21 protein-coding genes (1 of these 21 only partly in view) are annotated in these 26,827 nt (G+C 71.2%); 13 read left to right on the top strand and 8 right to left on the bottom strand.

Features of this window, described 5'->3' with window-relative positions; all coding sequences use genetic code 11:
• Positions 1-116: 116 nt before the first annotated feature.
• From OG538_RS09095 to eccE, 4 genes are all read right to left on the bottom strand, one after another.
• Entirely contained in the window at positions 117-1,988 is a 1,872-nt protein-coding gene (locus OG538_RS09095; protein ID WP_406091908.1) for an ABC transporter substrate-binding protein, read from the bottom strand.
• Positions 1,989-2,185: 197 nt separating this feature from the next.
• Positions 2,186-5,239 (bottom strand): SCO5717 family growth-regulating ATPase, encoded by a 3,054-nt coding sequence (locus OG538_RS09090; protein ID WP_406091907.1) that lies wholly within the window; start codon positions 5,237-5,239, stop codon positions 2,186-2,188.
• A gap of 483 nt (positions 5,240-5,722) precedes the next feature.
• Positions 5,723-6,445 carry a hypothetical protein gene (locus OG538_RS09085; protein WP_406091905.1) on the bottom strand — a complete coding sequence of 241 codons (723 nt, stop codon included), beginning with the start codon at positions 6,443-6,445 and terminating at the stop codon, positions 5,723-5,725.
• Complete coding sequence (eccE, locus tag OG538_RS09080) at positions 6,445-7,761, bottom strand: type VII secretion protein EccE (protein WP_406091903.1); 1,317 nt, start codon at positions 7,759-7,761, stop codon at positions 6,445-6,447. The genes OG538_RS09085 and eccE overlap by 1 nt, the downstream gene beginning before the upstream one ends.
• 219 nt (positions 7,762-7,980) lie before the next feature.
• Here eccE and eccB point away from each other — a divergent pair, with 219 nt between their 5' ends.
• The 4 genes from eccB (at position 7,981) to OG538_RS09060 (ending at position 11,677) form a co-directional block, all read left to right on the top strand.
• Complete coding sequence (gene eccB / locus OG538_RS09075; RefSeq protein WP_406091901.1) at positions 7,981-9,531, top strand: type VII secretion protein EccB; 1,551 nt, start codon at positions 7,981-7,983, stop codon at positions 9,529-9,531.
• A 54-nt stretch (positions 9,532-9,585) separates the two neighbouring features.
• Complete coding sequence (mycP, locus tag OG538_RS09070) at positions 9,586-10,800, top strand: type VII secretion-associated serine protease mycosin (RefSeq protein WP_406091899.1); 1,215 nt, start codon at positions 9,586-9,588, stop codon at positions 10,798-10,800.
• 175 nt (positions 10,801-10,975) lie between these two features.
• Positions 10,976-11,326: a hypothetical protein gene (locus OG538_RS09065; protein WP_406091897.1), complete on the top strand. Its 351-nt coding sequence runs from the start codon at positions 10,976-10,978 to the stop codon at positions 11,324-11,326.
• 45 nt (positions 11,327-11,371) lie between these two features.
• Positions 11,372-11,677 (top strand): WXG100 family type VII secretion target, encoded by a 306-nt coding sequence (locus OG538_RS09060; protein WP_406091895.1) that lies wholly within the window; start codon positions 11,372-11,374, stop codon positions 11,675-11,677.
• Between the two features lie 159 nt (positions 11,678-11,836).
• On the opposite strand, the gene OG538_RS09055 is transcribed toward OG538_RS09060, so the two are convergent.
• Positions 11,837-12,070, bottom strand: a complete 234-nt coding sequence (locus OG538_RS09055; RefSeq protein WP_148021251.1) for a DUF397 domain-containing protein — start codon at positions 12,068-12,070, stop codon at positions 11,837-11,839.
• 138 nt (positions 12,071-12,208) lie between these two features.
• Positions 12,209-16,168, bottom strand: coding sequence for a type VII secretion protein EccCa (eccCa, locus tag OG538_RS09050; RefSeq protein WP_406091893.1), 3,960 nt, complete (start codon positions 16,166-16,168; stop codon positions 12,209-12,211).
• Between the two features lie 203 nt (positions 16,169-16,371).
• Between eccCa and eccD the strand changes: the two genes are divergently transcribed.
• The 6 genes from eccD (at position 16,372) to OG538_RS09020 (ending at position 23,427) form a co-directional block, all read left to right on the top strand.
• Positions 16,372-17,847: a type VII secretion integral membrane protein EccD gene (gene eccD / locus OG538_RS09045; protein WP_406091891.1), complete on the top strand. Its 1,476-nt coding sequence runs from the start codon at positions 16,372-16,374 to the stop codon at positions 17,845-17,847.
• Between the two features lie 176 nt (positions 17,848-18,023).
• Positions 18,024-18,314 (top strand): 30S ribosomal protein S15, encoded by a 291-nt coding sequence (gene rpsO, locus OG538_RS09040; RefSeq protein WP_018551846.1) that lies wholly within the window; start codon positions 18,024-18,026, stop codon positions 18,312-18,314.
• A gap of 270 nt (positions 18,315-18,584) precedes the next feature.
• Positions 18,585-20,798 carry a polyribonucleotide nucleotidyltransferase gene (locus OG538_RS09035; protein ID WP_406100033.1) on the top strand — a complete coding sequence of 738 codons (2,214 nt, stop codon included), beginning with the start codon at positions 18,585-18,587 and terminating at the stop codon, positions 20,796-20,798.
• The gene (locus OG538_RS09030) at positions 20,795-22,174 is read left to right on the top strand and encodes a M16 family metallopeptidase (protein ID WP_406091889.1); all 1,380 of its coding nucleotides are present in this window, start codon (positions 20,795-20,797) and stop codon (positions 22,172-22,174) included. The genes OG538_RS09035 and OG538_RS09030 overlap by 4 nt, the downstream gene beginning before the upstream one ends.
• Before the next feature lie 24 nt (positions 22,175-22,198).
• Positions 22,199-22,951 (top strand): 4-hydroxy-tetrahydrodipicolinate reductase, encoded by a 753-nt coding sequence (gene dapB, locus OG538_RS09025; protein WP_406091887.1) that lies wholly within the window; start codon positions 22,199-22,201, stop codon positions 22,949-22,951.
• A gap of 14 nt (positions 22,952-22,965) precedes the next feature.
• Positions 22,966-23,427 (top strand): hypothetical protein, encoded by a 462-nt coding sequence (locus OG538_RS09020; protein WP_406091885.1) that lies wholly within the window; start codon positions 22,966-22,968, stop codon positions 23,425-23,427.
• 84 nt (positions 23,428-23,511) lie between these two features.
• On the opposite strand, the gene OG538_RS09015 is transcribed toward OG538_RS09020, so the two are convergent.
• Together OG538_RS09015 and OG538_RS09010 are read right to left on the bottom strand one after the other, a co-directional pair.
• Positions 23,512-24,063, bottom strand: coding sequence for a hypothetical protein (locus OG538_RS09015; RefSeq protein WP_406091883.1), 552 nt, complete (start codon positions 24,061-24,063; stop codon positions 23,512-23,514).
• Positions 24,064-24,157: 94 nt separating this feature from the next.
• A complete protein-coding gene (locus tag OG538_RS09010) occupies positions 24,158-24,397 on the bottom strand; it encodes a hypothetical protein (RefSeq protein ID WP_406091881.1) in 240 nt (79 codons plus the stop codon).
• Positions 24,398-24,583: 186 nt separating this feature from the next.
• Between OG538_RS09010 and thyX the strand changes: the two genes are divergently transcribed.
• From thyX to OG538_RS08995, 3 genes are all read left to right on the top strand, one after another.
• Positions 24,584-25,321: an FAD-dependent thymidylate synthase gene (gene thyX / locus OG538_RS09005; RefSeq protein WP_406091879.1), complete on the top strand. Its 738-nt coding sequence runs from the start codon at positions 24,584-24,586 to the stop codon at positions 25,319-25,321.
• A gap of 152 nt (positions 25,322-25,473) precedes the next feature.
• Positions 25,474-26,373 carry a 4-hydroxy-tetrahydrodipicolinate synthase gene (gene dapA, locus OG538_RS09000; protein WP_406091877.1) on the top strand — a complete coding sequence of 300 codons (900 nt, stop codon included), beginning with the start codon at positions 25,474-25,476 and terminating at the stop codon, positions 26,371-26,373.
• A gap of 130 nt (positions 26,374-26,503) precedes the next feature.
• On the top strand, positions 26,504-26,827 hold the 5' end (the start) of the coding sequence (locus tag OG538_RS08995) for a ribonuclease J (protein ID WP_406091875.1). Its footprint extends 1,365 nt past the window's final position; the window shows 324 of its 1,689 coding nt (coding positions 1-324); its start codon is at positions 26,504-26,506; the stop codon falls past the right edge of the window.

Genomic DNA, 26,827 nt, shown 5'->3' with positions numbered 1-26,827 from the left:
GGAACTCTCGTTACTCGTGCTGCACTTAGAGGGATCGGCCGACGGGGTCCGGCTGCCCGGACCCCGTCGCCGTTCGCTCTCATCCCGTCCGCGGGAACTACCCGCGGTCCGCGGGACTACTCGCGCTCGTCCGCGCTGGTACGGCGGCGCCGGGAGAGGAGGAACCCGCCACCGGCGAGGACCACCACGGCCACGACGATGCCGATGACGATGCCCGTGGAACTGGAACCGGAGTCGCTGTCACTGTCACCGCCGCCGGCCGGAACGGCCGACCACCAGCTCCAGTACCCGTCCTGGCCGTAGATGTTGCCGGCCGCCTCGGGCATGGTCGTGATCGACTTGATCTGGTCGGTGCGGTAGGCCTCGACAGCGTTCGGGTAGGCGATGACGCTCATGTATCCGGAGTCGTACAGCCACGACTGCATCTGCCCGACGAGGTCAGCCCGCTTGGCGGGGTCGTATTCGGCGAGCTGCTTCTTGTACAGCCCGTCGTACGTCTTGTCGCAGATGAAGTTGTCCGTGGCGGCACTCGCCTTGGCCTTGGTCGGCAGGGCCGCGCAGGTGTGGATGCCGAGGACGAAGTCCGGGTCCGGGTTGACGGACCAGCCGTCGAAGGCGAGGTCGTACTCACCGGCGTACCAGGGCACGGAGACGTCGTCGAGGCAGTCGACCTTGAGACCGACGCCGAGCTTGCCCCACCACTCCTTGAGGTACTTGCCGATCGCCTTGTCGTTCGGGTCCGTGGCGTGACACAGGATGCGCAGGTCGAGCGCCTTGCCGTCCTTGCCGACGCGCTTGCCGCCCTTGAGCTCGTAGCCCGCCTGGTCCAGGAGCTGTCCCGCCTTGGCGGGGTCGTAGGCGAGGCTCTGGCTCGCCGACGGCTGCCAGCTGTACTCCGAGAAGCGCGGCGGGATGTACCCCTGGCCCTCGACGGCGTGGCCCTGGAAGACCTTGTCGATGATCGTCTTGCGGTCGATCGACAGGAAGAGCGCCTGACGGACCTTCTGGTCGAGCAGCGCCTTGTTGCCGTTGCCGAACTTCTTGCCGTCCTTGGTCTGCGCACCGGGGTTGGTGGCCAGTGCGAAGAAGCGGCGGCCCGGACCCTCGTTGACCTTGATGTTCTCGTCACCCTTGAGTGACGCGGCCTGGGCGGGCGTCAGCGCGGGCGAGCCGGCGACGAAGGAGACCTCGCCCTTGCGGAGCGCGGCGACCGCGGCGTCCTGGTCCTTGTACGTCTTGAAGACCAGCTCGTCGAACTTGGGCTTGCCGCGCCAGAAGTCCTTGTTGGCCTTGAGCTTCACGTACTGGTCGACCTTGTAGTCGCTCAGGACGAAGGGCCCGTTGCCCACTACGGGGAAGTCCGTGTCGTTGTTGAACTTCGAGAAGTCCTGGACCTTCTCCCAGACGTGCTTGGGGACGATCGGGACATCGAGCGCGGCCATCGTGGCCTGCGGTTCCTTGAGCTCGATGACCAACTTCGTCGGGCTGGGAGCAGTCACCTTCTTGAAGTTGGTGACGAAGCTTCCGTTCGCCTGGGCGGCGCCCTCGTCGGTCATGATCTTGTTGAACGTCCAGGCCGCGTCCTCGGCGGTGGCCTGCTGACCGTCAGACCACTTGGAATTGGACCGAATGGTGTACGTCCACGTCAGCTTGTCGGCCGACGGCTCCCACTTGGTGGCGAGTCCCGGGACGGCGTGATTGTCCTTCGGGTCGTAGTTCGTCAGGAAGTCGTACATCAGCCGGGAGACGCTGGTGCTCAGCAACTTCTGGGCGAGGAACGGGCTCAGGGAGTCGACGCTCTGCGCGACCGCGACGGTCAGCGTCTTGTTGCCGCTGTCGGCGGCCTGCGCCTGCTGGGGCCCGGCCCCGAAGGGCATGCCCGGCACGACGGACCCGGCTGCGAGAGCAAGGGCGGCGGCGCCGGAGGCCAGGAGGATGCGCAGGCGTGAGCGCGGCTCGGCTGCGGGCGGTGGAACTCTTTCGACCATGGTCAGGGACCTCGCGTCATGACTCGCACGGAGAAGGCGGGTTGATCTGTGGTTCGCCAGCTGGTGAAGCGAAGGTTTATCAGCGGTGGTCGAGCCGCGTCAACGGTCATCGAAACGGCGTGTGGTCTGCGGGAATGCAATGAGGGTCCGCATCGCGGGAGCGATGCGGACCCTCATTGGTTCAGACCTCTGACGCCTTACTGCTGAGGCGCTGGCGGCGGCTGCGGGGGCTGCTGCTGCCACCCTGCGGGCGGGACGGGGCCCTGGAGTTCGGGGTGGGCGGGCTGCCCAGGATGACCTGGCTGTCCGCCGTGTGGCTGGGGCTGCGGAGGGCCGGTCCGGCCGTCCGCCGACTGCGCCTGCGGGGGCGGTGACTGCTGCCAGTTCTGTCCGGCTCCGGGTGCCGGCTGCGGGGGGTAGGGCTGGTGTTGTTGCGGCTGCCCGCCGTAGGGCTGCTGCGGCGGGTACGGCTGCCCGGGCTGTTGTGGCGGGTAGGGCTGCCCGGGCTGTTGCGGCGGGTAGGGCTGCTGGCCGGGGACCGGCTGGCCCTGCATCTGCTGTCCCGGCATCGGAGGGGCGTACTGCGGCGGCGGGTTGGTGCCGCTCGACGTCCACAGCCCCTGCTGCTGCTGGGCGCGCGCGAAGTCCTCGGCGACGAGGGCGGAGAGGTGGAAGTACGCCTCCCGGGTCTTCGGGCGCATCATGTCGAGGTCCACCTCGGCGCCGGCCGACAGGTGTTCGTCGAACGGTACGACGACCACCCCGCGGCAGCGCGTCTCGAAGTGCTGGACGATGTCGTCGACCTTGATCATCTTTCCGGTCTCGCGGACTCCGGAGATGACGGTGAGGGACCGCTGGACCAGCTCCGCGTACCCGTGTGCCGAAAGCCAGTCCAGCGTGGTGGAGGCGCTTGACGCGCCGTCGACCGAGGGCGTCGAGATGATGATCAGCTGGTCGGCGAGGTCCAGTACACCGCGCATCGCGCTGTAGAGCAGCCCGGTGCCCGAGTCCGTGAGGATGATCGGGTACTGCTTCCCCAGCACCTCGATCGCACGCCGGTAGTCCTCGTCGTTGAACGTGGTCGAGACCGCCGGGTCGACGTCGTTGGCGATGATCTCCAGGCCGGAGGGCGCCTGTGAGGTGAACCGGCGGATGTCCATGTACGAGTTGAGGTGCGGGATCGCGTGGACCAGGTCGCGGATGGTCGCCCCGGTCTCGCGGCGGACCCGGCGGCCCAGCGTGCCGGCGTCGGGGTTGGCGTCGATGGCGAGGATCTTGTCCTGCCGCTCGGTGGCCAGGGTCGCGCCGAGGGCGGTGGTGGTCGTGGTCTTGCCCACGCCGCCCTTGAGGCTGATCACCGCGATGCGGTAGCAGGAGAGCACCGGGGTGCGGATCAGGTCCAGCTTGCGCTGCCGCTCGATCTCCTCCTTCTTGCCGCCCAGCTTGAAGCGGGACGCGCCGGACGGGGTGCGGCTGCTCTTCGCCTTCTGCTTGCCCCGGACGAGCCGGTCGGAGGAGAGCTCCACGGCGGCCGTGTAGCCGAGCGGTGCGCCCGGCACGGAACGCTCGCGCTGGTCATGGGTGACCGGAGTGGGCCAGGCACTCCCGGCCCTGGGGTCGGCGGGCGGCCCCTGCGGGGGCCCCTGCTGCGGGAGTTGCTGGGGATACGGCTGTTGCGCGTACGGCTGGGGCTGCTGCGGCGAGACCTGCGCGGGCAGATGAGGGGTGGCCTGGGCGGGCGGCTGGGCCCCCTGGGGGAATCCGTATCCGCCCTGCTGTGGCAGGGGCTGCGGTTGCGGCTGCTGCGGAGCCTGAGGCAGCTGAGGTGCCTGAGGCGCAAGCGGAGGCAGTGCCGCACCCTGCTGCTGACCGGGCCACTGGTGCGCCTGAGGTGACTGAGGTGCCTGAGGTGCGGGCGGCGGCGGGAGCTGGGCCGGAAGTGCCGCCTCTGGCAGGGCCTGCTGGGCGTGCGGCTGCTGCGGGAAGCCGTACCCTCCCTGCGGTGCCGGGGCGGCCGGGTGGGCCTGCTGGGGGAACGCGGGAGCCTGCGGGTTCTGCGGGGCCTGGGCCGCCGGAGCCTGCGGGAACCCGTAGCCGCCCGGGCCCGCGTCGGCCGGGGCCTGCGGGGGCCAGTGAGACGCCGGCTGAGGTGCGGCCGGCTGGGGGGCCGCGGGCTGGAAGGAGGGCGGCAGGGGCGGCAGCCCGTTCGTTGGCGGCGCCGGGGTCCACGGGGCGGGTGCCGCGTCCTGAGGGACGCTGCCGGACGGCACGTCGACGTCGGGCGCCTGGGGGAGGGCCGCCGCGGGGGCGGTGTCCGAAGGCGCGGCGCTCGCGGCGGCGGCGTCGGCGGGCTCGTCGGAGCGGAGGGCGTGGCCGGAGTCGTCATCACTCGTGGCGTCGGCCGGACTCGTGGCGTCGGCCGAGGCGCCGTCCACCGGCGGAACGGCGGAAGGCTCGTCGCTGTCGGCCTCGTGGGACCCCTCCTCCGCGGCGGGCGACGACAGCCCGTCGGACAGCGACCCGCCGGACGGTGCGGTGCCGGCGGGAGCCGCAGGCGCGTCGGCCGGTGCGGTGCCGGAGGGCGCGGGGAGCGATGCGGAGGACGAGGTCGCGGACGACGCGAGGAGTGCGGAGGACGGGGAAGCGGACGGGGAGGCGTCCGGATCTTCGCCGGTCCCCCCGTCCTGCGTGGCGCGGTCCCGCCCGGAGTCCGGGCCGGAGCCGGCATCGGCGCGGGCATCCGTCGCCGCTTCTCCGGCCGTCGGGTCGGCACCGGCGGGCCCGGCACCGGTCGCGGGGCCGTTGGCCCCCGTCTCGGCGGCGGTCCCCGCGGCGGCCTCGCGTTCGGCGATCTCCCGCTTCAGCGCGGCGGACGAGAAGCGCATGGTCGCGCCGCTCTCCACGTCGCCGCCCCCGAAGGGGTCGGGCGCATCGCTCGCAGCGGCCGCGCCCTGCGCAGGTTGGCCGGCGGCGCCGTGGGCCGGTGCCGGTGGTGCAGGAGTCCAGTCGGGGTCGAAACCGCTCCCCGCGGGCAGCCCGGGCACGGACACCGGGGCGCCGGTGGGCGGCGGGGGTGGTGCCAGGTGTGTTCCGGCCCCGCCCGACGAGTCGCCCGGCGCGTTCTGCGTGTACCAGGCGGGCGGGGTGTAGTCGATGGTGAACTCACCCGTCATCTCGGCGGGCTCCGCGTCGGACGACTCGTCGACGGGCGTGTTCCAGCCCCCGCGCATCTCGTCCCGATCGCCGTTCACTTTGCCTCCTGGTGTGGTCGAGCACCCTTGTGCCGTGGTGGGTGGGGGCGACCGTTCCCCCAGGCCCTGTCCGGAGCTCCCCGTCCGCGCCCCGACGACCGGTACGCGTGCCTGCCGCACGGTGTCCCGGGAAGGCGGCTCAGCCACCTGTCCGGCACCGCACGCCGATCGCACGCACCGACCGCCGCTGCGCCCGCGCTTCGCGCGGACGACGGGGAACTCCGGACAGGACCTGGTGCGAACCGCCCGGCTCTCCCCCCGGGACGCGCATTGCCTGCCCGCAGGTTCTTCTGCCGCGCCCGGACCCACCCTAATCGCCATCGGGCTCGCCACGGCAGGCCGTACGGCACCGCGACCGCCGTCCCGTACGTCATGTACTGCCCCCAAGTGGACTGAGTAAGGCAGAGAGTGGGGCGTAAAGCGGTCAAATACGCACATCTGCATAGGGGAATCTGAACAATTCGCACACGTCGGGGCGGGCCCTCAGTCCACTCGGCGGGCGCTGCCCAGTAGTCCCGATTCCGCATCGGTCGGATGGATCATCACGAACCGGCGGTCCCGGCGGGTGCACCAGAGGGTGACTCCGTCCGTCAGGGTGGTCAGGGACCGCGTCTCCCCGGGCCCCAGGCGCATGAGATGCCCGACCTGTTCTGCTTCGTCGGGAGATACCCGTTGAATGCCGACCAGGGACGACTTCTCCATCAGCCCCGACGCGACGGGACTCAGATACGGCAGGAGCGTCACCACCGACTGCCACGGGCCGGAGGCGACCCGCCCGCGCGGTGGCCTCATGCCGCAGTCCCGCACCACCACGACCGGCGATCCGGCCGACGGGCCCTGCGGAGGCACCCGCCCCACCTCGTGCAGCGCGATCCCGCAGCCCTCCCCGCCCGCGGCCCTCACCAGCCCTGCCCACACCGTGGGCCGCCCTGTCTCGACCACGATCCGGGCGCCGGTCGCCGCTGCCCGCAGAGCGAGCACCTGCGCCGTCCACAGCCCCCCGATCAGGGTGACGTCGTAGGGAGTGGGCCGGTTGATGCCGAGCACGGCCGGGGCCCCCTCGGCGTCCACGCCCATCACCACGCCGTCGTCGCCGACCGGCAGGGCCAGCGACTCCAACTGACCGGGCCGGACCGTGTGCCGGGGGCGGCGCGGGCCGGTCACTCCGAACCCGAGCCGCCCACGGCCCCGTACGGGTGCGGACATCAGCGGGTACCTCCGAGGGGCAGGGTGGCCAGCACGCCGGGCAGCTGTTCGCGGTCGAGCCGCACCAGCGAGGTCTTCACACCACCGGCCGTGCGCTCCAACTCGTGCCGGGCGGAACGGAGTTCCTGATCGTTGCGGCCGGTGACGCGGACATGGCCGGTGAGAGTGGTCTCCTGCCGGTCACCGCGCCCCAGCGTCAGACTGAACGTCGTGGCCAGCGCCGGTACCGAGGTGAGCAGTGCGACGAGCTGCGGCATCGCGGCGCCACCCCCGCCCAGGTCCGGCCAACGGCGCACCCAGTACGTGGTGTGCATCCGGTCGTCGCACTGCCAGGTGCGCGAGGTCTCCCGGGTGCGGCGTACAGGCGCACCGTCCTGGCCCGCCCGGGCCGGGACCGACGGGTTCGCACAGGCGGACGTGGCGATCGCCGCGGTGAGTTCCTGCTCCGTGAGCACCGTCGCGGACAGCCCCGCACCGGCAAGCCTGCCGGCCAGCTGGTCGGCCGCGCGCACCAGGCACTTCTGCGTACCGGTGAGGCCGCCGCCCCGCGCCCGTACGGCCTCCTGGCAGAGTTCCGGGGCCAGTCTCAGCGCGACCCAGGTGATCCGCACCGCCGGGGAACCCGTCCGGCCCTGCAGGGGCGCGTAGTTGCGGGCCGGGAGCGAATCCACCGGGAGATGCGGTGCGGGCGCGGGCTGGGTGTGCTGCACGATCTGAGCCGACTCCAGCCGGATGCCGTCGACGTCGAGGGCGTCCCGTACGAGCGCCAGGGGGAGCGGACGCGCGGACCGCTCCGGCCGCAGCGCCGTGCCGGCCGCGTCGATCCGGAGGACGGCCGTGAGATACGTGCCGTCGCCGATCATGCCCACCGGACGCCGGTCGCGGCCCCCGAACGAGTACGTACGCAGGGCCGGTTCGCACTCGACCACGGGTGCGAGGCCCGGTTCGGCTCCCGTAACCGGTCCCGCCGACGCGGCCCGGCGGTGACGAGCGCGCAGCGCGAGTACCGCGTGCAACAGCGCCGGGAGGGAGCGGCGCCGCCGGCGCACGACGGCGAACGCCACCAGCAGCGCGGCCGGCACGGACGCCACGGCCGGCAGCAGCGGATCCACGACCCAGGCGCACAGCAGCAGCGCCCCCGCGATCTCGAACAGGACGAGCTGGTGCAGCCGCAACGGCCCGAACGCACCGGTTCGCCCGCCCCACACGATGCCTGCCCCGCCGCCGCGTAACGAGCCCTCGGGCGCTCCGGCGCGGGGGGATCGGGGAGGCCGGGTGTCCGGGGCCGGAACCGTCCGCGTCGCGGAAGCCGTCATCGCGGCACCCTCCCGTTCATCCGGCCCGGCGCCCCTCGGCCCGACCCGTGCCAGGCCTGCCCCGTCGAGGTCTCCGACGGGGTAAATCACCCTACCCGGCCCACAACACCCCTGAATCGACAGGCATAGTGGGGAGTCGGTCCGGCATCGGGGGTCCGGTACGGGACACCGGCCGCGGTCGCTCCTGATGCCGCGCGGTCGGACACGGGAGACGGACTCATGGCATCGCGGCGCGACGACCTCAACGCGTACACCTTCGAGAAGCGGCGCATGGTGGCGGCGTTCCTCCAGCCCTCGCCCACCGGTTCCGACGAGGGCGCCCCGCGTCCCCTGCGCGCCGTCCTGCCGGGCCTTGTCGCAGGCGCCCTGATCCTCGCGGGGTTCGGCGCCTACGGCATGTTCAGGCCGGCCGCCCCCAAGGACTGGGACACCCCCGGCACCAGGGTGATCGTCGGCAAGACGTCGACCACCCGCTACGTGGTGCTCACCACCGGCAAGGGCGCGCACAGCAGGACACTGCTGCACCCCGTGCTGAACCTCGCCTCGGCCCGGCTGCTGCTGACCCCGCAGAACTACCGAGTCGTCCAGGTCGCGGACGGCATCCTCGACGCGGGCAAGCCCCCGCGCGGACCCGTCCTCGGCATCCCGTACGCCCCCGACCGGCTGCCCGAGGCGAAGGACGCGGGCACCGCCAAGCGATGGGCCCTCTGTGTGCAGCCGGGCGGCAGGGGCAACACCGTGCAGAAGGCCGCCTTCGTCCTCGCCGAGCGCGACCACGCGCTGACCGAGGGCGCCGGCAGGCTCGTCGGTGGGCAGGTCCTCTACGTCAGGGGGCAGGACCGCAGCCGCTACCTCGTCGACGCCCGCGGCACCAAGTACCGCATCGACGAGACCGCGGCCGATCTCGGCCATCTCACCGGCGCCCTGGTCGGCAGCGCGCAGCCGCAGCCCGTCACCGACGACTGGCTGGCCACGCTGCACGACGGCAGACCGATCGCCTTCCCGCGGATCCCCGGCGAGGTGGGCGCCCCGGCTCACATCGAGGGCCACCTGTCCGCGCGGGAGAACCGCGTGGGCACGGTGCTGCGCACCAGGAACGGGGAGGGCATCGCCTATTACGTGGTGCTCGACGGCGAGGTCAGGCCGGTCTCCGAGTTCACCGCCTGGCTGCTGATCAACTCCCCGCAGACCGCGCCCCTCGACCTGGCCGGCGAGGCGCGCCCGGCCGGCCTGCAGGACTTCGTCCCCGGATCCGAGCCGTTCGCGGGCCAGGGGGCCCACTGGCCCGCGCACCGAGCCGTCCGTGTCAACGCCCCCGAGGCGGGCGCCGCCGGTCGCGACACCGTCTGCAACGTGCTGCGCCGCACTGACGGGACGGGTCGTACGACGCTGAGCACGTGGGCCGGCGCCGCGTACCCCGCCTCCGTCGGTGCCGATGGCACGAGTACCTACGTCACCCCGGGCAGCGGGCTGCTCTACACCCAGGTCCGGGAGGGGCAGACCAGCCCGGACGGTTCACTCTTCCTGGTGACCGACACCGGACTGAGGTACGCGGTTCAGGCGAACGGCGACAGCGACGCCGAACGGTCCGACATCGGCACCGGCGGTGCGGAGGACGGTCCCGACGGGCGGCCCGAGCCCAGCAGGGCACAGATCAGGCTCGGATACGAGAAGGTGACGCCCGCCCTCGTCCCGATCGCCTGGTCGGAGTTCCTCGCCAAGGGCCCCCGGCTCGACACCAACAGCGCCCGCCGGCCGCAAGGTTCCTGAGGGCCCGGGCAGGGCGGCGGAGCACCAGTGGACACCAGTGGGGGAGAGAGCGCGATGCCGTACCGGAAAAGGGCCTTGCTGGCGGCCGCCGTCGCGCTGGGCGCCCTCGCGGGACCGCAGGCCGCGTACACCGTCCCGGACCTGGGCGGTTGGCACGCGGACGGCGGCGGCGAGTGCGACTTCCCGATGGCGAAGCAGTTCGAGGGGCGTCCGTGGCCGCTTCAGCGCGTGCTTCTCGACGAACTGTGGCAGGACACACGGGGCAAGGGGGTCCGCGTCGCCGTCATCGACACCGGGGTGGACGTCACCAATCCTCAGCTCGGGGGAGCCGTGGACGCCCTGACGGGCATCGACTACACGGGCGGGGGGAGCGACGGGACCGTGGACGAAGCCGGTCACGGCACCAAGGTCGCCGGCATCATCGCCGCCCGGCCCCGCACCGGCACCGGTTTCGTCGGCCTGGCCCCCGAGGCCACCGTCATCCCGATCCGCCAGAACGACGGGCGGCACAACGGCTCGGACAGCACGATGGCCGCCGGGATCGACCACGCGATCGCCGAGGGCGCCCGCGTCATCAACATCTCCCAGGACACCACGAGGCCGCTGACCGAGGACTCGTTGCTGGGCCGTGCGGTGGCGCGGGCGATCGCCGAGGACGTCGTGGTGGTCGCCGCCGCGGGCAACGACGGCATGGACGGCAGACGCAGAAGCACCTACCCCGCCGCCTTCGACGGCGTACTCGCCGTCGCCGCGTCCGACCGCAACAACGAACGCGCACCCTTCTCGCAGGCGGGGGAGTTCGTGGGGGTCGCCGCACCCGGGGTCGACATCGTCTCCACCGTCCCGGGCAACGGCCAGTGCACCGACAGCGGCACCAGTTTCGCCGCGCCGTACGTCACCGGGGTCGTCGCGCTCATGCGGGCCAAGTACCCGCACTGGACGGGCGAGCAGATCATCGCCCGTATCGAACAGACGGCGGAACGCTCCGTCAACGGCCGTGACGACTTCATCGGATGGGGTGTAGTCGACCCGGTCCGCGCGCTGTCCGGCGACGATGCTCCGCAGGACGCCCCCCACCCGGACGCGCCGCATGCCGGGGTGCAGGCCCCCGAGCCCGCGCCCCTGGCGATGTCGGAGACCGCGAAGCAGCGCAGCAAGCGGTACGCGGCCTACGCACTGGCCGCGGCGGCCGTTCTGGTCGCCGCGGTGGCCGGCGTCGCGACCGTGGCGCGCGACGTCCGCAGGCGCCGCTCCCCGCGCCGCGGGTGACCCGTACCGAAGCCGCTCCCGCCGTCGGGGCGTCTCGGGACGAGGGGGCGAAGTGGCTAGGGTGAAAGCGGACTTCAGAGGTGACGGGGATCAGGAACCGGCAGAAGGGTGCGCCGGAGCTGATGCGACTACCCCTGGCCCCCCATCCCCAAGCGAACGGAGAGAGGACCTCCGCATGACCAACCCCGCGGGCGGTTTCGGACTTGCCGACGAGCCGGTCATCCAGGCCAGGAACAAGATCGTCAAAACCGCCGAGGCGGTCTCGGCGCAGTCCAGGGAGCTCGCCGACATCCTCGCGACGGCCGGGGCGGGGTGGACCGGCGTCGGTGCCTCGGGGTTCACGTCCGCACAGCTCGTGATCAACGAGGACCACGACGTGATCCGCCGGCTGCTCAACGTGCTGCTCCACGCGGTGGGCAGCACACGAAACCTCAGCAACGCCAACGACGAGGAGGTCCGCGCGGCCTTCAACGCGGTCCGGACACCTGCCTCGGCGGGCAGCGCCTCGGGGCTCAACGGCCTCTGAACCGCCCTTCGCCTTCCCCCGCAGCCGAGCCAGAGGAGAAACCGGATGGGGCACGACCCGCACACCAAGGTCAGGTACGAAAGCGTCCAGGAGATGGCGAACCGCATCCGCGTGGTGTCGCAGAACATCTGCCGCGACCTGGAGGAGATGGACGGCGCGCTCAAGGTGGTCACCGACACCTGGGACGGCGAGGCCCACACCGCGTACGTGATGCTCCAGAACAAGTACCGCGGCAAGGCCGACGACATGAAGGGCCGCCTGGAGCACGTCGCGAGGATCATCGAGTCCGGCAAGGACAACTACCGCGCCACCGACCTCAAGTCCTCACGCCTGTTCACCGAGGCGTACTGAACACGCGCGGCAGGAGCCGCGCCCGGCGGGGAGGGGGCACGTTCACCGGATGGTGCGTGCCCGGGCGGCGGGCGGGGCACGTTCACCTGATCGTGCGTGCCCGAAAAACGGGTGGGGCACGTTCCGGTGAACGTGCCCCACCCGCGTGGCGCCCCGTCCCTACGTCAGGTCGAACTCCCCGTCCCGGGCACCCAGTACGAACGCACGCCATTCGGCCTCCGTGTACCGCAGCACCGTGTCCGGATCGAGTGAGGACCTCATCGCCACGGCACCGCCGGGCAGATGCGCGATCTCGACGCGCTCCTCCGCTTCCTCGGTCCCGGGCGCGCTCAGCCATTCCACCCCCGAGATGTCGAGTGCGTACAGCTCGTCCTTCTCCGCCTGCGTGCCCATGGTCCAGGGCTCCTCTCCGTACGTGGCTCTGCACGGCACCGTACAGGCAGCGCCGCGGCCTCAGGCCGTGTCCGCGGTTCCCCGGCGAACGGCGCCCATCTGTGCTCCATGACGCCGGCCCGCACCCCGCTGCCCGCCTCAGGGCCGCTCCGCCAGCCATCCGGTCTGCACCAGCGGGTTGCCTCGTCGCCGGGTGGCGAAGTACCCGCGCCCCGGCGGCATCGGGTGCCCGCGCACCGCCCCGATGAGGTCGCCCTCGACCGGATCGCCGGACAGCACCACCCCCTGGGCCCCCAGCTCCTTGATCCGCTGCATGAACGTCTCGTACATCGCACGCGAGGCGCCCGCCGAACCGCGCGCGATGACGAAGCGCACCCCCGTGTCCCGGGCGAACGGCAGATGCTCCGCCAGCGGGGCCAGCGGACCCCCGGCGCCCGTCGCCACCAGGTCGTAGTCATCGACGACGATGAAGATCTGCGGTCCGGTCCACCAGCTGCGGTCCCGCAGTTGCCGCGGGGTGACGTCCGCCGGGGGGCGGCGCCGGGCGAACACACCGGCCAGCGCCTCCATGTGTGTCCCCAGCGCATCCGCTGTCGGCGCGTACTCCAGCAGATGACTTTCCGGCAGCGCACCCAGCAGCCCGCGCCGGTAGTCCCCGACGACGAGTTTCGCTTCGTCGGGGGTGTACCGCTCCGCGATCCGCTTCGCGATCAGGCGCAGCAGACTGCTCTTGCCCGACTCGCTCTCGCCGAAGACCAGGAAGAACGGATCGGCGTCGAAGTCGACGAACACCGGCTCCAGGTCCCTCTCCGCGATCCCGATCGCGATGCCGCGGTCAGGGAACTCGGACCCCTTCGGCAACCGCTCCGCGGGCAGCCTGAGCGGCAGCAGCCGTACGCGGGGTGCCGGCGCGCCCGCCCAGTTCGCCCGCACCGTGCCGACGAGCGCGGCGGTCGCGTCCGCCAGGTCCGTCGCCTCGGTGACCGAGTCGATGCGCGGCAGCGCGGCCATGAAGTGCAGCCTCTCCGCCACCTGGCCGCGGCCGGGCACTCCGGGAGGCACCCGGGCGGCGACCTTCCGGTCGAACTCGGAGTCCATGACGTCACCGAGCCGCAGTTCGAGCCGCCCGAGGATCTGGTCCTTGAGCGCGGCTCGCACCTCCATGTACCGCGCCGCCGAGAGCACCACGTGGACCCCGTAGCCGAGGCCGCGCGCGGCGAGGTCCGTGACGACCGGCTCCAGCGACTCGTACTCGGTCCGGAACCCGCCCCAGCCGTCGATGACCAGGAACACGTCCCCCCACGCCTCGCCGGGCAGTTCACCGAGAGCCCGCATCCGCCGGTAGGTGGCGACGGAGTCGATGCCCCCGGCGCGGAAGAACTCCTCACGCCGGGCCAGTACCCCCGCCACCTCCGCGACCGTGCGCCGCACCCGCTCCGGATCCAGCCGTGAGGCGATCTGCCCCACATGCGGCAGCTCCGCCAGCGGGGCGAGCCCGCCACCGCCGAAGTCGAGTCCGTAGAACTGCGCCTCCTGCGGAGTGTGCGTGAGCGCGAACGACGCGATCAACGTCCGCAGCAGCGTCGATTTGCCCGACTGCGGCCCGCCGACCACCATCAGATGCCCCGCCGCCCCGGAGAAGTCGCGGTACAGCACCTCGCGCCGCTGCTCGAACGGCTTGTCGACCAGGCCGAGGGGGACCGTCAGTCCGCCGGGCCGGGTGTACTCCGTGGCGGTGAACCCACGTCCCTCGGCCGCCGCGAGCCCCGGCAGCAGCTGGTCCAGGGCCGGAGCCCGGTCCAGCGGCGGCAGCCACACCTGGTGGGCCGGAACCCCCTGACCCTCCAGCCGCCGCACGACCACGTCGAGCACGCTGTCCGCGAGCGCGTCCTCCCGCACCGGCCCGGCCGACGGGACCCTAGCGGCGTCCTCCGACTCCGCCGAAGGCACCGGCACCGGCATCGCACGGAACAGGGCGGCCCGCCGCGCGACCGGCACCTGCCCCGCCTCGGGGGCGGGTGCGGCCGTGCGGTACGCCCCCGAGACATAGGCGGCCTTGAACCGCGTCATCTCCTCCGTCCCGGCCCTGAGGTAGCCCGAGCCCGGCACCGCCGGCAGGTGGTAGGCGTCCGGTACCCCCAGCGCCGTCCGCGATTCGGCGGCCGAGAAGGTCCGCAGCCCGATCCGGTACGAGAGGTACGTGTCCAGACCGCGCAGGCGGCCCTCCTCCAGCCGCTGCGAGGCCAGCAGCAGGTGCACGCCCAGGGACCGGCCGATGCGACCGATCTGGATGAACATGTCGATGAAGTCCGGCTTGGCGGTGAGCAGTTCGGAGAACTCGTCGATCACCAGCACCAGCGAGGCCAGCGGCTCCAACGCCGCACCGGCCGCCCGGGCCCTCTCGTAGTCGTGGACGTTCGCATAGGTGCCCGCCGAACGCAGCAGCTCCTGCCGGCGCTGGAGCTCCCCGCGGACCGCGTCGCCCATCCGGTCGACGAGGGCCAGGTCGTCGGCCAGGTTGGTGATGACCGCGGCCACGTGCGGCAGCTGCGACATACCGCTGAACGTCGCCCCGCCCTTGAAGTCCGCGAGCACGAAGTTCAGGGTCTCGGAAGGGTGGGTGACCGCGAGCCCCAGCACCAGCGTCCGCAGCAGCTCCGACTTGCCGGACCCCGTCGCGCCGATGCACAGCCCGTGCGGCCCCATGCCGTCCTGCGCCGCCTCCTTGAGGTCCAGCATCACCGGCAGCCCGTCATCGCCGACCCCGATCGGCACCCGCAGCCGTTCGGAGACCGGCCGCGGCCGCCAGGTGCGCGCCACATCGACGGCGTCCGCGTCGCCGAGGTTCAGCAGTTCGGTGAAGTCCAGATCGGACAGCAGCGGTTCGCCGTCCTTGCCGCCGCCCGTCCGCAGCGGCGCCAGCTGCCGGGCCAACGCCTCGGCCGCGGCCGTCGAGATGCCGTCCGGCACGCCCTCGTACGCCGTGTCCGCACCCGACTCCATCCGCAGCAGTCCCGGCCGCACCATCACGGTGAGGCCGCCGCGGGGGGTGGCGGGCTCACCCCGCACCACCTCGACGACGGTCACGCCCTGCAGTCCCTCGGGCGTCGCCAACAGCGCGTCGGGTGCCGCCCGTCCGCCGTCGAGCACCACCACGATGTGCGGCTGGTCCAGCAGCGGCCCGCTCTCCCGGCCGAACCGCGGCCGCCCCTCCAGCAGGCCGGCCAGTAAGGGCTCCAGGTCCGCCTGGTCCACCGCGAACAACCGCCTGGAACCGGCCCCGTCCTCCTGGCCCGGTACCTGCGTGTGCGGCAGCCACTTCGTCCAGTCCCAGCGGGCCACCGCATCCGGACCCGCCACGACGGCGACCACCAGGTCATCGGGCGAGTGCAGCGTCACCAACTGGGCCACCATCGCCCGCGCCACCGCCTGCGCCGTCTCCGGCAGACCGCACACCGTCACCCGGGGGAACGCGCGCACCGGGAACGTCACCGGCAGTCCTTGCAACGCGCCGTGTGCGGCCAGGAACCGCCGCAGCGCCGCCGCGCACACCGGCTCCGTCTCCTCCGCCGGATCGGTCTCCGGCGCCGACAGGGGCGTCGACAGTGCCTGAGCCCCGAGTCCGATCCGTACCTGCCCGAAGTCCTGGTCGCCCGACCGCCGTTCCCAGACCCGGACACCCTCGGCCACCACCGACCACAGCTGATCGGGGCCGGGGTGCAGATACCACTGCGCATCACGCTGGGCGCGCGCCGTCCGGCGCACCGCACGCCGGGTATGCGCCAGGTACGCGAGGTAGTCGCGCCGGGTGTCCGCCAACTGCCCCTGCGCACCGCGCCGGTGACGGACCAGCTGGGCGACCGCCATCGCGAGCGTCGACACCAGCATCAGCACACCCATGATCCGCATGAACGGCGGTGCCTGTGGCGAGAAGAAGAAGACCACCGACGAACCCATGCCGAGCATCGGCAGGACCTGCATCAGCACACCCTCGCGCCGCCCGCGTGGCAGTGGAGGCGGTGCCTTCAACGCCAGCGGGACCGTGGGGAGTTCAGGCGGCAGGGCCCGCGGCGGTCGCTTCACGACGATCTGGCTCACCGGTGCATCAATCCCTCGGAACGGACGGACCGGAGGCCGGGCGGTGCCGCACCGGCGCCCCCGTGGCCGCCTCCGCCCACGGACTGGACCTCCGCGCGACCGCGATCCTATGTGCCGGACTCTTGGGTAGATTCCGGGATTCATCCGTTCCGGTAGGGTTGCGCGCTCATCATGCGCAATTGCGGAACAGGGGGACCAGACACGTGAGTACCACCGCCGCGACCGGTTTCTGCCGCGTCACTGTCGTGGCGCCGGACAGCCGGATCGATGTCGCGCTGCCCGCGGATCTCGCCGTCGCCGACGTCTGCCCGCAGATCCTCCGCCTCACCGGCCGGACCCAGGCCGTCGCCACTCCTACCGGACACCACCTCGTACGAGGCGACGGCACCGTCCTCGACGTCGACCGCACCCTCGCCGCCCAGCAGGTGCTCGACGGCGAGATCCTCAGCCTGCGCCCCTTCGCCGAATCACTGCCACCCGCCGTGTTCGACGACGTCTCGGACGCCGTCGCCTCGGCCGTCAGCCGCGACCGCCACCTGTGGAGCGACGACCTGCTGCGCGGCGCCGGTCCGGCTGGGGCGGCACTGCTGTACACCCTGATGGGCTGCGTCCTCTGGTTCGCCGACCCGCTCCGCCACGACATGCACGGCCCGCCCGGTGTCATCGCGGGCGCCGCCGCAGTGCTGCTCATCGCGTTCGCCGGGGTGCGCGCCCGGGTCTACGGGGACCGGGGCCCGGCCGTCGCGCTCGGCCTCGGCGCCCTGCCCCTCGTCCTCATCGCGGGCACCGGCATCCTCGGCCCGGACGCCGGCCAGGGACCCGGCCCGCTCCAGCTCCTGCTCGGCTGTGTCGCCCTGCTGGCCGCCTCGGTCGTCCTGGTCGCGGCCGCCCCGAGCGGCGACGCCCCCTTCGTCGCATCGGCCCTCCTCGCCGCGGCGGGCACCCTGGCGGCCTTCGCCGCAGTCCTCACCGAGTCCTCGGCCGCCGAGGCAGCCGCCGTCTGCGCCCCGGCCGCCATCGGGCTCGTCGCCTTCCTGCCCGGTCTCTCGGCCCGCTTCGCCCGCCTCCCCATCGGACACACCCCCCAGGACCCCGCACCCACGGGCTACGACGACCCCTTCGCCGAACCGGACGCCGGCCGCCGGGACGCCCCCATCGACGCCCGGCACGCCGCGGACCGCGCGCGGCGCGGCCACGAACTCCTGCTCGGCCTCGTCGGCGGATGCGCGGCCCTCGTCGTCGCGTCCGCCGCGGTGCTCGGCTTCTCGGGCGACGCCTGGGGACAGCTCCTCGCCCTGACCGCCGGACTGGCCATGCTGCTGCGCGCCCGCCTCTTCCGCTACACCTCTCAGGTCGTCTGCGTGCTCGTGGCGGGCCTCGGCGCCCTCGCCCTGCTGATCCTCGGACTCGCCCTGAACCCGCCCGCCGACGTGGTGGCGGTGCTCGCGGGGGACGGAGACCGCGGCTCCACCGACGTCCGTACGGTCTGGCTCTCCGCGGCCGTCGCCGCCGGTGCCTCCCTCCTGGCCGCGGCCGGACTCACCGTTCCCGGCAAGGGGCTCGCCCCCCTCTGGGGCCGGATCCTGGACCTGGCGGAGGGACTGCTCCTGCTCTCCCTGGTCCCGCTCTGCCTGGCGGTCCTCGACGTCTTCGCGCGCGCCAGGGCCCTCACCGGCTGAGGCCCGTCGGGGCCGCTCCGGACGGCTGGTAGTCTGGCTGTGGCCGTTTGTGTACGCGTTCCCGGTTGATTCTGGGAGCTGCGCTCATCGGACCTTCGCTCCCGAGTCACTCAAGCTCCCCTGAGATCAAGACCAGGGGCACTCGTGGGCGCATCGAACACCAAGAGGAGTACCGCGTGCCGCTCGACGCCGCTACGAAGAAGCAGATCATGACCGAGTTCGCGCAGAAGGAGGGCGACACCGGTTCCCCCGAGGTTCAGGTCGCCATGCTTTCGCGCCGCATCTCGGACCTGACGGAGCACCTCAAGACGCACAAGCACGACCACCACTCCCGTCGTGGTCTGCTGATCCTGGTCGGCCAGCGTCGCCGCCTCCTGCAGTACCTGGCCAAGAAGGACATCCAGCGCTTCCGTGCGCTCGTCGACCGCCTCGGCATCCGCCGTGGCGCGGCCGGCGGCGCCAAGTAAGGACGCTGTGAGAGGGAGCGGTTCCCACTTCTAGGGGGCCGCTCCCTTTGCCGTACGTGCGGTACCGGGGGCAACCTCAGTAACCTGGACGTACAACAACAGACGAGGAGAGGCGCGCCACGGCCGCCGCCGGTCCTCGGTAGTGGCCCCCGGGACAACGCCCGGGAGCTTCGATCGAAGACCGGCCCCGCACACACGGTGCGCCTCTCCGTACCGTCCTGCGCCACACGGGCGCCAGGACGAAAGACGACGAGTATGGAGAAATCACTAGTGGAGAACGAGACCCACTACGCCGAGGCCGTTATCGACAACGGAACCTTCGGCACCCGCACCATCCGCTTCGAGACGGGCCGCCTGGCCAAGCAGGCCGCCGGCTCCGCCGTCGCGTACCTGGACGACGACACCATGGTGCTGTCGGCCACCACCGCTTCCAAGCGGCCCAAGGACCAGCTCGACTTCTTCCCCCTCACGGTGGACGTCGAGGAGCGGCAGTACGCCGCAGGCAAGATCCCCGGCTCCTTCTTCCGCCGGGAGGGCCGCCCCTCCGAGGACGCGATCCTCACCTGCCGCCTGATCGACCGCCCGCTGCGCCCCTCCTTCAAGAAGGGCCTGCGCAACGAGATCCAGATCGTCGAGACGATCATGGCGCTCAACCCCGACCACCTGTACGACGTGGTCGCGATCAACGCCGCCTCCGCGTCCACGATCCTGGCGGGCCTGCCCTTCTCCGGCCCGATCGGCGCCACCCGCGTCGCCCTGATCAAGGGCCAGTGGGTCGCCTTCCCGACGCACACCGAGCTCGAGGACGCCGTCTTCGACATGGTCGTCGCCGGTCGCGTCCTCGAGGACGGCGACGTCGCGATCATGATGGTCGAGGCCGAGGCCACCGAGAAGACCATCCAGCTCGTCAAGGACGGCGCCGAAGCCCCGACCGAAGAGGTCGTCGCCGCCGGTCTGGAAGCCGCGAAGCCCTTCATCAAGGCGCTCTGCAAGGCCCAGTCCGACCTCGCCGCCAAGGCCGCCAAGCCCACCGGTGAGTTCCCGGTCTTCCTCGACTACCAGGACGACGTCCTGGAGGCGCTCACCAAGGCCGTCAGCACCGAGCTCTCCAAGGCGCTGACCATCGCCGGCAAGCAGGAGCGCGAGGCGGAGCTCGACCGCATCAAGGAAATCGCGGGCGAGAAGCTCCTCCCGGCCTTCGAGGGCCGCGAGAAGGAGATCTCCGGTGCCTACCGCGCGCTGACCAAGAAGCTGGTCCGCGAGCGCGTCATCAAGGACAAGGTCCGCATCGACGGCCGCGGCGTCACGGACATCCGTACGCTCGCCGCCGAGGTCGAGGCCATCCCGCGCGTGCACGGCTCGGCGCTGTTCGAGCGTGGCGAGACCCAGATCCTGGGCGTCACCACCCTCAACATGCTCCGGATGGAGCAGCAGCTGGACACCCTTTCCCCGGTGACCCGCAAGCGCTACATGCACAACTACAACTTCCCGCCGTACTCCGTCGGTGAGACCGGCCGCGTGGGCTCGCCCAAGCGCCGTGAGATCGGCCACGGTGCGCTCGCCGAGCGCGCCATCGTGCCGGTGCTGCCGTCGCGCGAGGAGTTCCCCTACGCGATCCGCCAGGTCTCCGAGGCGCTGGGCTCCAACGGCTCGACGTCCATGGGCTCGGTCTGCGCCTCCACCATGTCCCTGCTGAACGCCGGTGTGCCCCTCAAGGCCGCCGTCGCCGGCATCGCCATGGGCCTGATCTCGCAGGAGATCGACGGCAAGACGCACTACGTCGCCCTCACCGACATCCTCGGTGCCGAGGACGCGTTCGGTGACATGGACTTCAAGGTCGCCGGTACGAAGCAGTTCGTCACCGCGCTCCAGCTCGACACCAAGCTCGACGGCATCCCCGCCTCGGTCCTGGCCGCCGCGCTGAAGCAGGCCCGCGACGCGCGCCTCCACATCCTCGACGTGATGAACGAGGCCATCGACGTCCCGGACGAGATGTCCCCGAACGCCCCGCGGATCATCACCGTCAAGATCCCGGTGGACAAGATCGGTGAGGTCATCGGCCCCAAGGGCAAGATGATCAACCAGATCCAGGAGGACACCGGCGCCGACATCACGATCGAGGACGACGGCACCATCTACATCGGTGCCCAGCAGGGCTCGCAGGCCGAGGCCGCGCGCGCCACGATCAACGCGATCGCCAACCCGACCATGCCGGAGGTCGGCGAGCGCTACCTGGGTACGGTCGTCAAGACCACCACCTTCGGTGCCTTCGTCTCCCTGATGCCCGGCAAGGACGGCCTGCTGCACATCTCGCAGATCCGCAAGCTCGCCGGTGGCAAGCGCGTGGAGAACGTCGAGGACGTGCTCGGCGTCGGCGCCAAGGTCCAGGTCGAGATCGCGGAGATCGACTCCCGCGGCAAGCTCTCCCTCATCCCCGTTGTCGAGGGTGAAGAGGACGAGAAGAAGGACGACACCGACAAGTGACGTCCCGTAGTTCCGCGACGACGGCCCGCCCCTCCTCGGAGGGGCGGGCCGTCGCCCGTACCCAAACGCTTCTCAAGGGCACCAACGGCATCGGCACGGTCCGCCGCACCGTCCTCCCCGGCGGCCTGCGCGTCGTCACCGAGACGCTGCCCTCCGTACGCTCCGCCACCTTCGGCATCTGGGCCAACGTCGGATCCCGCGACGAGACCCCGACACTGAACGGCGCGACCCACTACCTCGAACACCTCCTCTTCAAGGGCACCGCCAAGCGCAGCGCCCTCGACATCTCGTCCGCGATCGACGCGGTCGGCGGCGAGATGAACGCCTTCACGGCGAAGGAGTACACCTGCTACTACGCGCGGGTCCTCGACACGGACCTGCCGCTGGCCATCGACATCGTCTGCGACATGCTGACCGGCTCCCTGATCGCCTCCGAGGACGTCGACGCGGAACGCGGCGTCATCCTCGAAGAGATCGCGATGACGGAGGACGACCCGGGCGACTGCGTGCACGACCTGTTCGCGCACACCATGCTCGGCGACACCCCGCTGGGCCGCCCCGTCCTCGGCACGGTCGACACGATCAACGCCCTGAACCGCGGCCAGATCGCCCGCTTCTACAAGAAGCACTACGACCCCACGCACCTGGTCGTCGCCGCAGCAGGCAACGTCGACCACGCCACGGTCGTACGCCAGGTCCGCAAGGCCTTCGAGCGCGCCGGAGCACTCTCGCGCACCGACGCCGTTCCGACGGCGCCGCGCGAGGGTTCCCGGACGCTGCGCACCGCGGGCCGGGTCGAGCTGCAGAACCGCAAGACCGAACAGGCCCACGTGGTCCTCGGCATGCCGGGACTGGCCCGCACCGACGAGCGCCGCTGGGCGCTCGGCGTACTCAACACCGCCCTCGGCGGCGGCATGAGCTCCCGCCTCTTCCAGGAGGTGCGGGAGAAGCGCGGCCTCGCCTACAGCGTCTACTCGTACACCTCGGGCTTCGCCGACTGCGGGCTCTTCGGCGTGTACGCGGGCTGCCGGCCCAGCCAGGTCCACGACGTCCTCAAGATCTGCCGCGACGAGCTCGACCGCGTCGCGTCGGACGGACTCGGCGACGAGGAGATCAGCCGCGCGATCGGCCAGCTCTCCGGCTCCACGGTCCTCGGCCTTGAGGACACCGGCGCCCTGATGAACCGGATCGGCAAGAGCGAACTGTGCTGGGGCGAGCAGATGTCGGTCGACGACATGCTGTCCCGCATCGCGCAGGTGACGCCGGACGATGTCCGGGCGGTGGCGGGAGAGGTCCTCGGACATCGCCCCTCGCTCTCCGTCATCGGCCCGCTCAAGGACAAGCAGGCCGACCGCCTCGACGAAGCGGTCTCCTAAATCCTCGTGTAAGGAAGCAGAGCAATGAGCAAGCTGCGCGTAGCCGTTCTCGGCGCCGGGGGCCGTATCGGCTCCGAGGCGGTACGAGCGGTCGAGGCCGCCGACGACATGGAGCTGGTGGCCGCGCTCGGCCGGGGCGACAAGCTGGAGACCCTCACGGACTCCGGGGCCCAGGTCGCCGTCGAGCTCACCACTCCCACGTCGGTGATGGACAACCTCGACTTCTGCGTCCGGCACGGCATCCACGCCGTGGTCGGTACCACCGGCTGGACCGACGAACGGCTCGCGCAGCTCAACACCTGGCTCGCCGGCTCGCAGGGGACCGGTGTGCTCATCGCGCCGAACTTCTCCATCGGTGCGGTCCTCACCATGAAGTTCGCGCAGCAGGCCGCACGGTACTTCGAGTCGGTCGAGGTCATCGAGCTCCACCACCCCAACAAGGCCGATGCCCCCTCCGGCACCGCCGCCCGCACCGCTCAGCTGATCGCCGAGGCCCGCCGCGAGGCGGGCTGCGCGCCCCAGCCCGATGCGACCGCGACGGCACTGGACGGCGCGCGCGGGGCCGATGTGGACGGCATCCCCGTCCACTCGGTCCGGCTCCGCGGCCTCCTGGCCCACCAGGAGGTGCTGCTCGGGGGAGAGGGCGAGACCCTCACCATCCGGCACGATTCCCTGCACCACAGCAGCTTCATGCCGGGCATCCTGCTCGGCGCCCGCCGCGTGGTGACCACTCCCGGCCTCACGTTCGGCCTGGAAAACTTCCTCGACCTGAACTGACTGAGCCCACCGCCATGCGCGCAAAGATCACTTACGTCGTCACCGCTGCCGTCCTGGTCTTCTACTTCGTCCTGGTCGGCAGCCGAGGTGTCCTGCTCATCAAGCACGGCACGCTGCTCACGGTGACCTTCGGCGTCGCCGTGCTGATCCTTCCTGCGATCGGCATCTGGTTCCTCTGGAAGAACACCCAGTTCGTCCGCAGGGCCAACGCCCTGGCCGCCGAACTCGACGCCGAGGGCGGCCTGCCCGTCGACGAACTGGTCCGTACCCCGAGTGGGCGCATCGACCGGGACTCCGCCGACGCGGTGTTCGCCCGCCGCCGGGAGGAGACGGAGGACACGCCGGACGACTGGCGCTGCTGGTTCCGCCTCGCCGTCGCCTACCAGGACGCCCGGGACACACCCCGGGCCCGTAAGGCCATGCAGCGCGCCATCGCCCTCCACCACAGCCGCACACCGGCCCCGTCCGGCAGCTGAGGGCCCTCCAGCACGACAGGACCGTCCGGCACTCTCCCGAGTGCCGGACGGTCCTGTCGTGCTGATGCAGGGGCGGATGCGACCTCAGGGCTGCCGGTACTCGTCCCCCCACGCCTCGATCGTGTCGGCGGCCCTGTCGAACGCCTCACCGCGCGCCAGGAAGTCAGCGTTGGAGTCCGTGAGCAGTGGCGGCACCGCGTCCCCGCCTTTGCGCACCACGATCAGGGCCTGGCCCTGTACCGTGCGCGGGAAGCCGAGCCACTTCACCGGCTGCTGCACCGTACGCACCGCGGCGGCGCGGTTCCACGGCACAGTCGTCGTACGGAAGAAGCCCACCCGACGCACACCGTGCCGGCTCACCCAGGCTCCGATCCGCAGCATCCGCAGGGCGCAGATGATCACCGCGAGGGCAAGGGCCAGACATGCCCCGGCCCCGGGGATCGCTCCGGCGAACGCCGTGATCATCCCGGCGAACAAGATGAACGAGGCAAGCAGCAGCAAACCGGCCGCGGCCGCGACACGCCAGGGCCCGGGGCGGTAGGGACGCCGCCAGCTGTCGTGGTCGTCGAACGGCAGCGCGACGTCCTCAGCGCTCGCGTCAAATGCGCGGTCGGCCGTCAGAAAGGGCAGGGGCACGACTGATCCTCACTCACAAGCACGCTCGATTGCTGTGCCCGGTGAGGCTACCGAGGAGGCTACCGGCCGGGCCACCCCAGGGGGTCCGGTCGGGTCACCGAGCCTGTGCGGCCTCGGTCTGCTGGTCGTGCAGCGGTGACTGCTCGGGCCCCAGGGCGGGCAGGCCGAGCAGCAGCGATCCGGCCAGTCCGGCGACCACGGCCATGCCGGTCAGGGCGCGGCCCGCCTTCTCGGAGAGGGAAGCGCGCTCCCGCGGGGGCGGCGTGACATTACTGCGGAACCGGTCGGCCTCGGCTACGAACGAGAACGGGACGGATTCACGCCGGCGGAACATGAGGTAACTCTCCTTGAACTCTGTTTCGGGTGGTGCTAATGAGTCAGACGCACGGCGGGCCCGATCGGTGCCCCGAATCGCCGGATCAGTCGAAGAAATCCCCGGAAGGGCGGTGCGGGCCGCTCTGTCAGTGGCGGCCCGTAGAGTGGGCGCCGCCCGAGCGACGCCATTGGAAGGACCCCGCCGGTGACCGAGACCCCCGAGCCCGCAAAGCCCAGCTTCCGCAGCGATGTCACCGTTGACCTGGTGAAACATGCCGCCGGCGACTCCGACGTGCTGTTCGCCGCCCGTGTATCGACGGTCGGTGAACAGTCCCTCGAAGAGGTCACCAAGGATCCTGAGCGCTCCAAGGGGCTCATCAATTATCTGATGCGTGACCGGCACGGAAGCCCGTTCGAGCACAACTCGATGACCTTCTTCATCAGCGCCCCGATCTTCGTGTTCCGCGAGTTCATGCGGCACCGCGTCGGTTGGTCGTACAACGAGGAATCGGGCCGCTACCGGGAGCTGGAGCCGGTCTTCTACGTCCCCGGTGAGACCCGCAAGCTCGTCCAGCAGGGCCGGCCCGGCAAGTACGAGTTCGTCGAGGGCACGGAGGCGCAGGCGGAGCTCACCGGCCGTGCCATGGAGGACTCCTACCGCCGGGCATACGACGCCTACCAGGAGATGCTGGCGGCCGGCGTGGCCCGCGAGGTCGCCCGCGCCGTCCTCCCGGTCGGCCTGTTCTCCTCGATGTACGCCACGTGCAACGCCCGCTCGCTGATGCACTTCCTGGGACTGCGCACCCAGCACGAGCTCGCGAAGGTTCCGTCGTTCCCGCAGCGGGAGATCGAGATGGTCGGCGAGCAGATGGAGGCCCACTGGGCGCGGCTCATGCCGCTCACCCATGCAGCCTTCAACAAGAATGGACGCGTTGCCCCGTAAGCGGTGTCCGTATTGCGGCGTTTCGTGAAGTTCATCTAGGCTGATCAAACGGACCCGGCACTGCTTGAACCCCCGAGCAGGCAGTGCCGGGCTCCTCTTGCTTGTCCCCCCGAGGGGACACCGGGCGCCGAGCAACGAGTAGCGTGGTACCCATGGCTCCGATCTCCACTCCGCAGACCCCCTTCGGGCGGGTCCTCACCGCTATGGTCACGCCCTTCACGGCGGACGGTGCACTCGACCTCGACGGCGCCCAGCGGCTCGCCACCCACCTGGTGGACGCAGGCAATGACGGCCTGATCATCAACGGCACCACCGGCGAGTCCCCGACCACCAGCGACGCGGAGAAAGACCAGCTCGTAAGGGCTGTCCTGGAGGCGGTCGGCGACCGGGCGCACGTCGTCGCCGGCATCGGCACCAATGACACCCGCCACAGCGTCGAGCTTGCCCGTACGGCCGAGCGCACCGGCGCCCACGGCCTCCTCGCGGTCACCCCGTACTACAACAAGCCGCCGCAGGAAGGCCTCCTGCGTCACTTCACGGCGATCGCGGACTCCACCGGTCTGCCGGTGATGCTCTACGACATTCCCGGCCGCAGCGGTGTGCCGATCGACACAGAGACCCTGGTCCGGCTGTCCGAGCACCCGCGCATCGTGGCCAACAAGGACGCCAAGGGTGACCTCGGCAGGGCCAGCTGGGCCATCGCGCAGTCCGGTCTGGCCTGGTACTCCGGCGACGACATGCTGAATCTGCCGCTCCTTTCGGTCGGTGCGGTCGGCTTCGTCTCGGTCGTCGGCCATGTCGTCACCCCGGACCTGCGGGCCCTCATCGAGGCCCACCTCGGCGGAGACGTGCAGAAGGCCACGGAGATCCACCAGAAGCTGCTGCCGGTCTTCACAGGGATGTTCCGTACGCAGGGTGTGATCACCACCAAGGCCGCACTGACCCTCCAGGGCCTCCCGGCGGGCCCGCTGCGCCTCCCCATGGTGGAACTCAGCGCACAGGAAACGGCACAGCTCAAGATCGATCTCGCCGCCGGTGGGGTACAGCTGTAACCACAGACTTCACAACTGAATACGCGAGAACGTTCGCAACCCAGCAACACCAAAGACAACAGCAAGTGCACGAATGACATGCGCGCCACGTGCCCAAGCGGTACGTGGCGCGCGTGGTAAGGAGAGTCTTTTGAGTCATCCGCATCCTGAACTCGGCACCCCGCCGAAGCTCCCGAAGGGCGGCCTGCGGGTCACCCCCCTGGGCGGCCTCGGCGAAATCGGCCGCAACATGACGGTGTTCGAGTACGGCGGTCGCCTGCTCATCGTCGACTGCGGTGTCCTCTTCCCCGAAGAGGAACAGCCGGGCATCGACCTGATCCTTCCGGACTTCACAACCATCCGGGACCGCCTCGACGACGTCGAGGGCATCGTCCTCACGCACGGACACGAGGACCACATCGGTGGTGTCCCGTATCTGCTGCGCCTGAAGCCGGACATCCCGCTCATCGGCTCC

This window comes from Streptomyces sp. NBC_01013, from assembly GCF_045162765.1.
Classification (GTDB): Bacteria; Actinomycetota; Actinomycetes; order Streptomycetales; family Streptomycetaceae; genus Streptomyces.
Note: the sequence above shows the minus strand (reverse complement) of the source record. Positions and strands in the feature narration are given on the sequence as shown.

Coding starts and splice junctions, on each gene's coding strand:
- OG538_RS09085 (WP_406091905.1), bottom strand. CDS start 6,445: ATGTCCGCACCCGTACGGGGCCGTGGGCGGCTCGGGTTCGGAGTGACC.
- dapB (WP_406091887.1), top strand. CDS start 22,199: ATGAGCAAGCTGCGCGTAGCCGTTCTCGGCGCCGGGGGCCGTATCGGC.
- mycP (WP_406091899.1), top strand. CDS start 9,586: ATGCCGTACCGGAAAAGGGCCTTGCTGGCGGCCGCCGTCGCGCTGGGC.
- OG538_RS09010 (WP_406091881.1), bottom strand. CDS start 24,397: ATGTTCCGCCGGCGTGAATCCGTCCCGTTCTCGTTCGTAGCCGAGGCC.
- dapA (WP_406091877.1), top strand. CDS start 25,474: ATGGCTCCGATCTCCACTCCGCAGACCCCCTTCGGGCGGGTCCTCACC.
- OG538_RS09065 (WP_406091897.1), top strand. CDS start 10,976: ATGACCAACCCCGCGGGCGGTTTCGGACTTGCCGACGAGCCGGTCATC.
- eccE (WP_406091903.1), bottom strand. CDS start 7,761: ATGACGGCTTCCGCGACGCGGACGGTTCCGGCCCCGGACACCCGGCCT.
- OG538_RS09095 (WP_406091908.1), bottom strand. CDS start 1,988: ATGGTCGAAAGAGTTCCACCGCCCGCAGCCGAGCCGCGCTCACGCCTG.
- OG538_RS09055 (WP_148021251.1), bottom strand. CDS start 12,070: ATGGGCACGCAGGCGGAGAAGGACGAGCTGTACGCACTCGACATCTCG.
- OG538_RS09020 (WP_406091885.1), top strand. CDS start 22,966: ATGCGCGCAAAGATCACTTACGTCGTCACCGCTGCCGTCCTGGTCTTC.
- OG538_RS09060 (WP_406091895.1), top strand. CDS start 11,372: ATGGGGCACGACCCGCACACCAAGGTCAGGTACGAAAGCGTCCAGGAG.
- eccB (WP_406091901.1), top strand. CDS start 7,981: ATGGCATCGCGGCGCGACGACCTCAACGCGTACACCTTCGAGAAGCGG.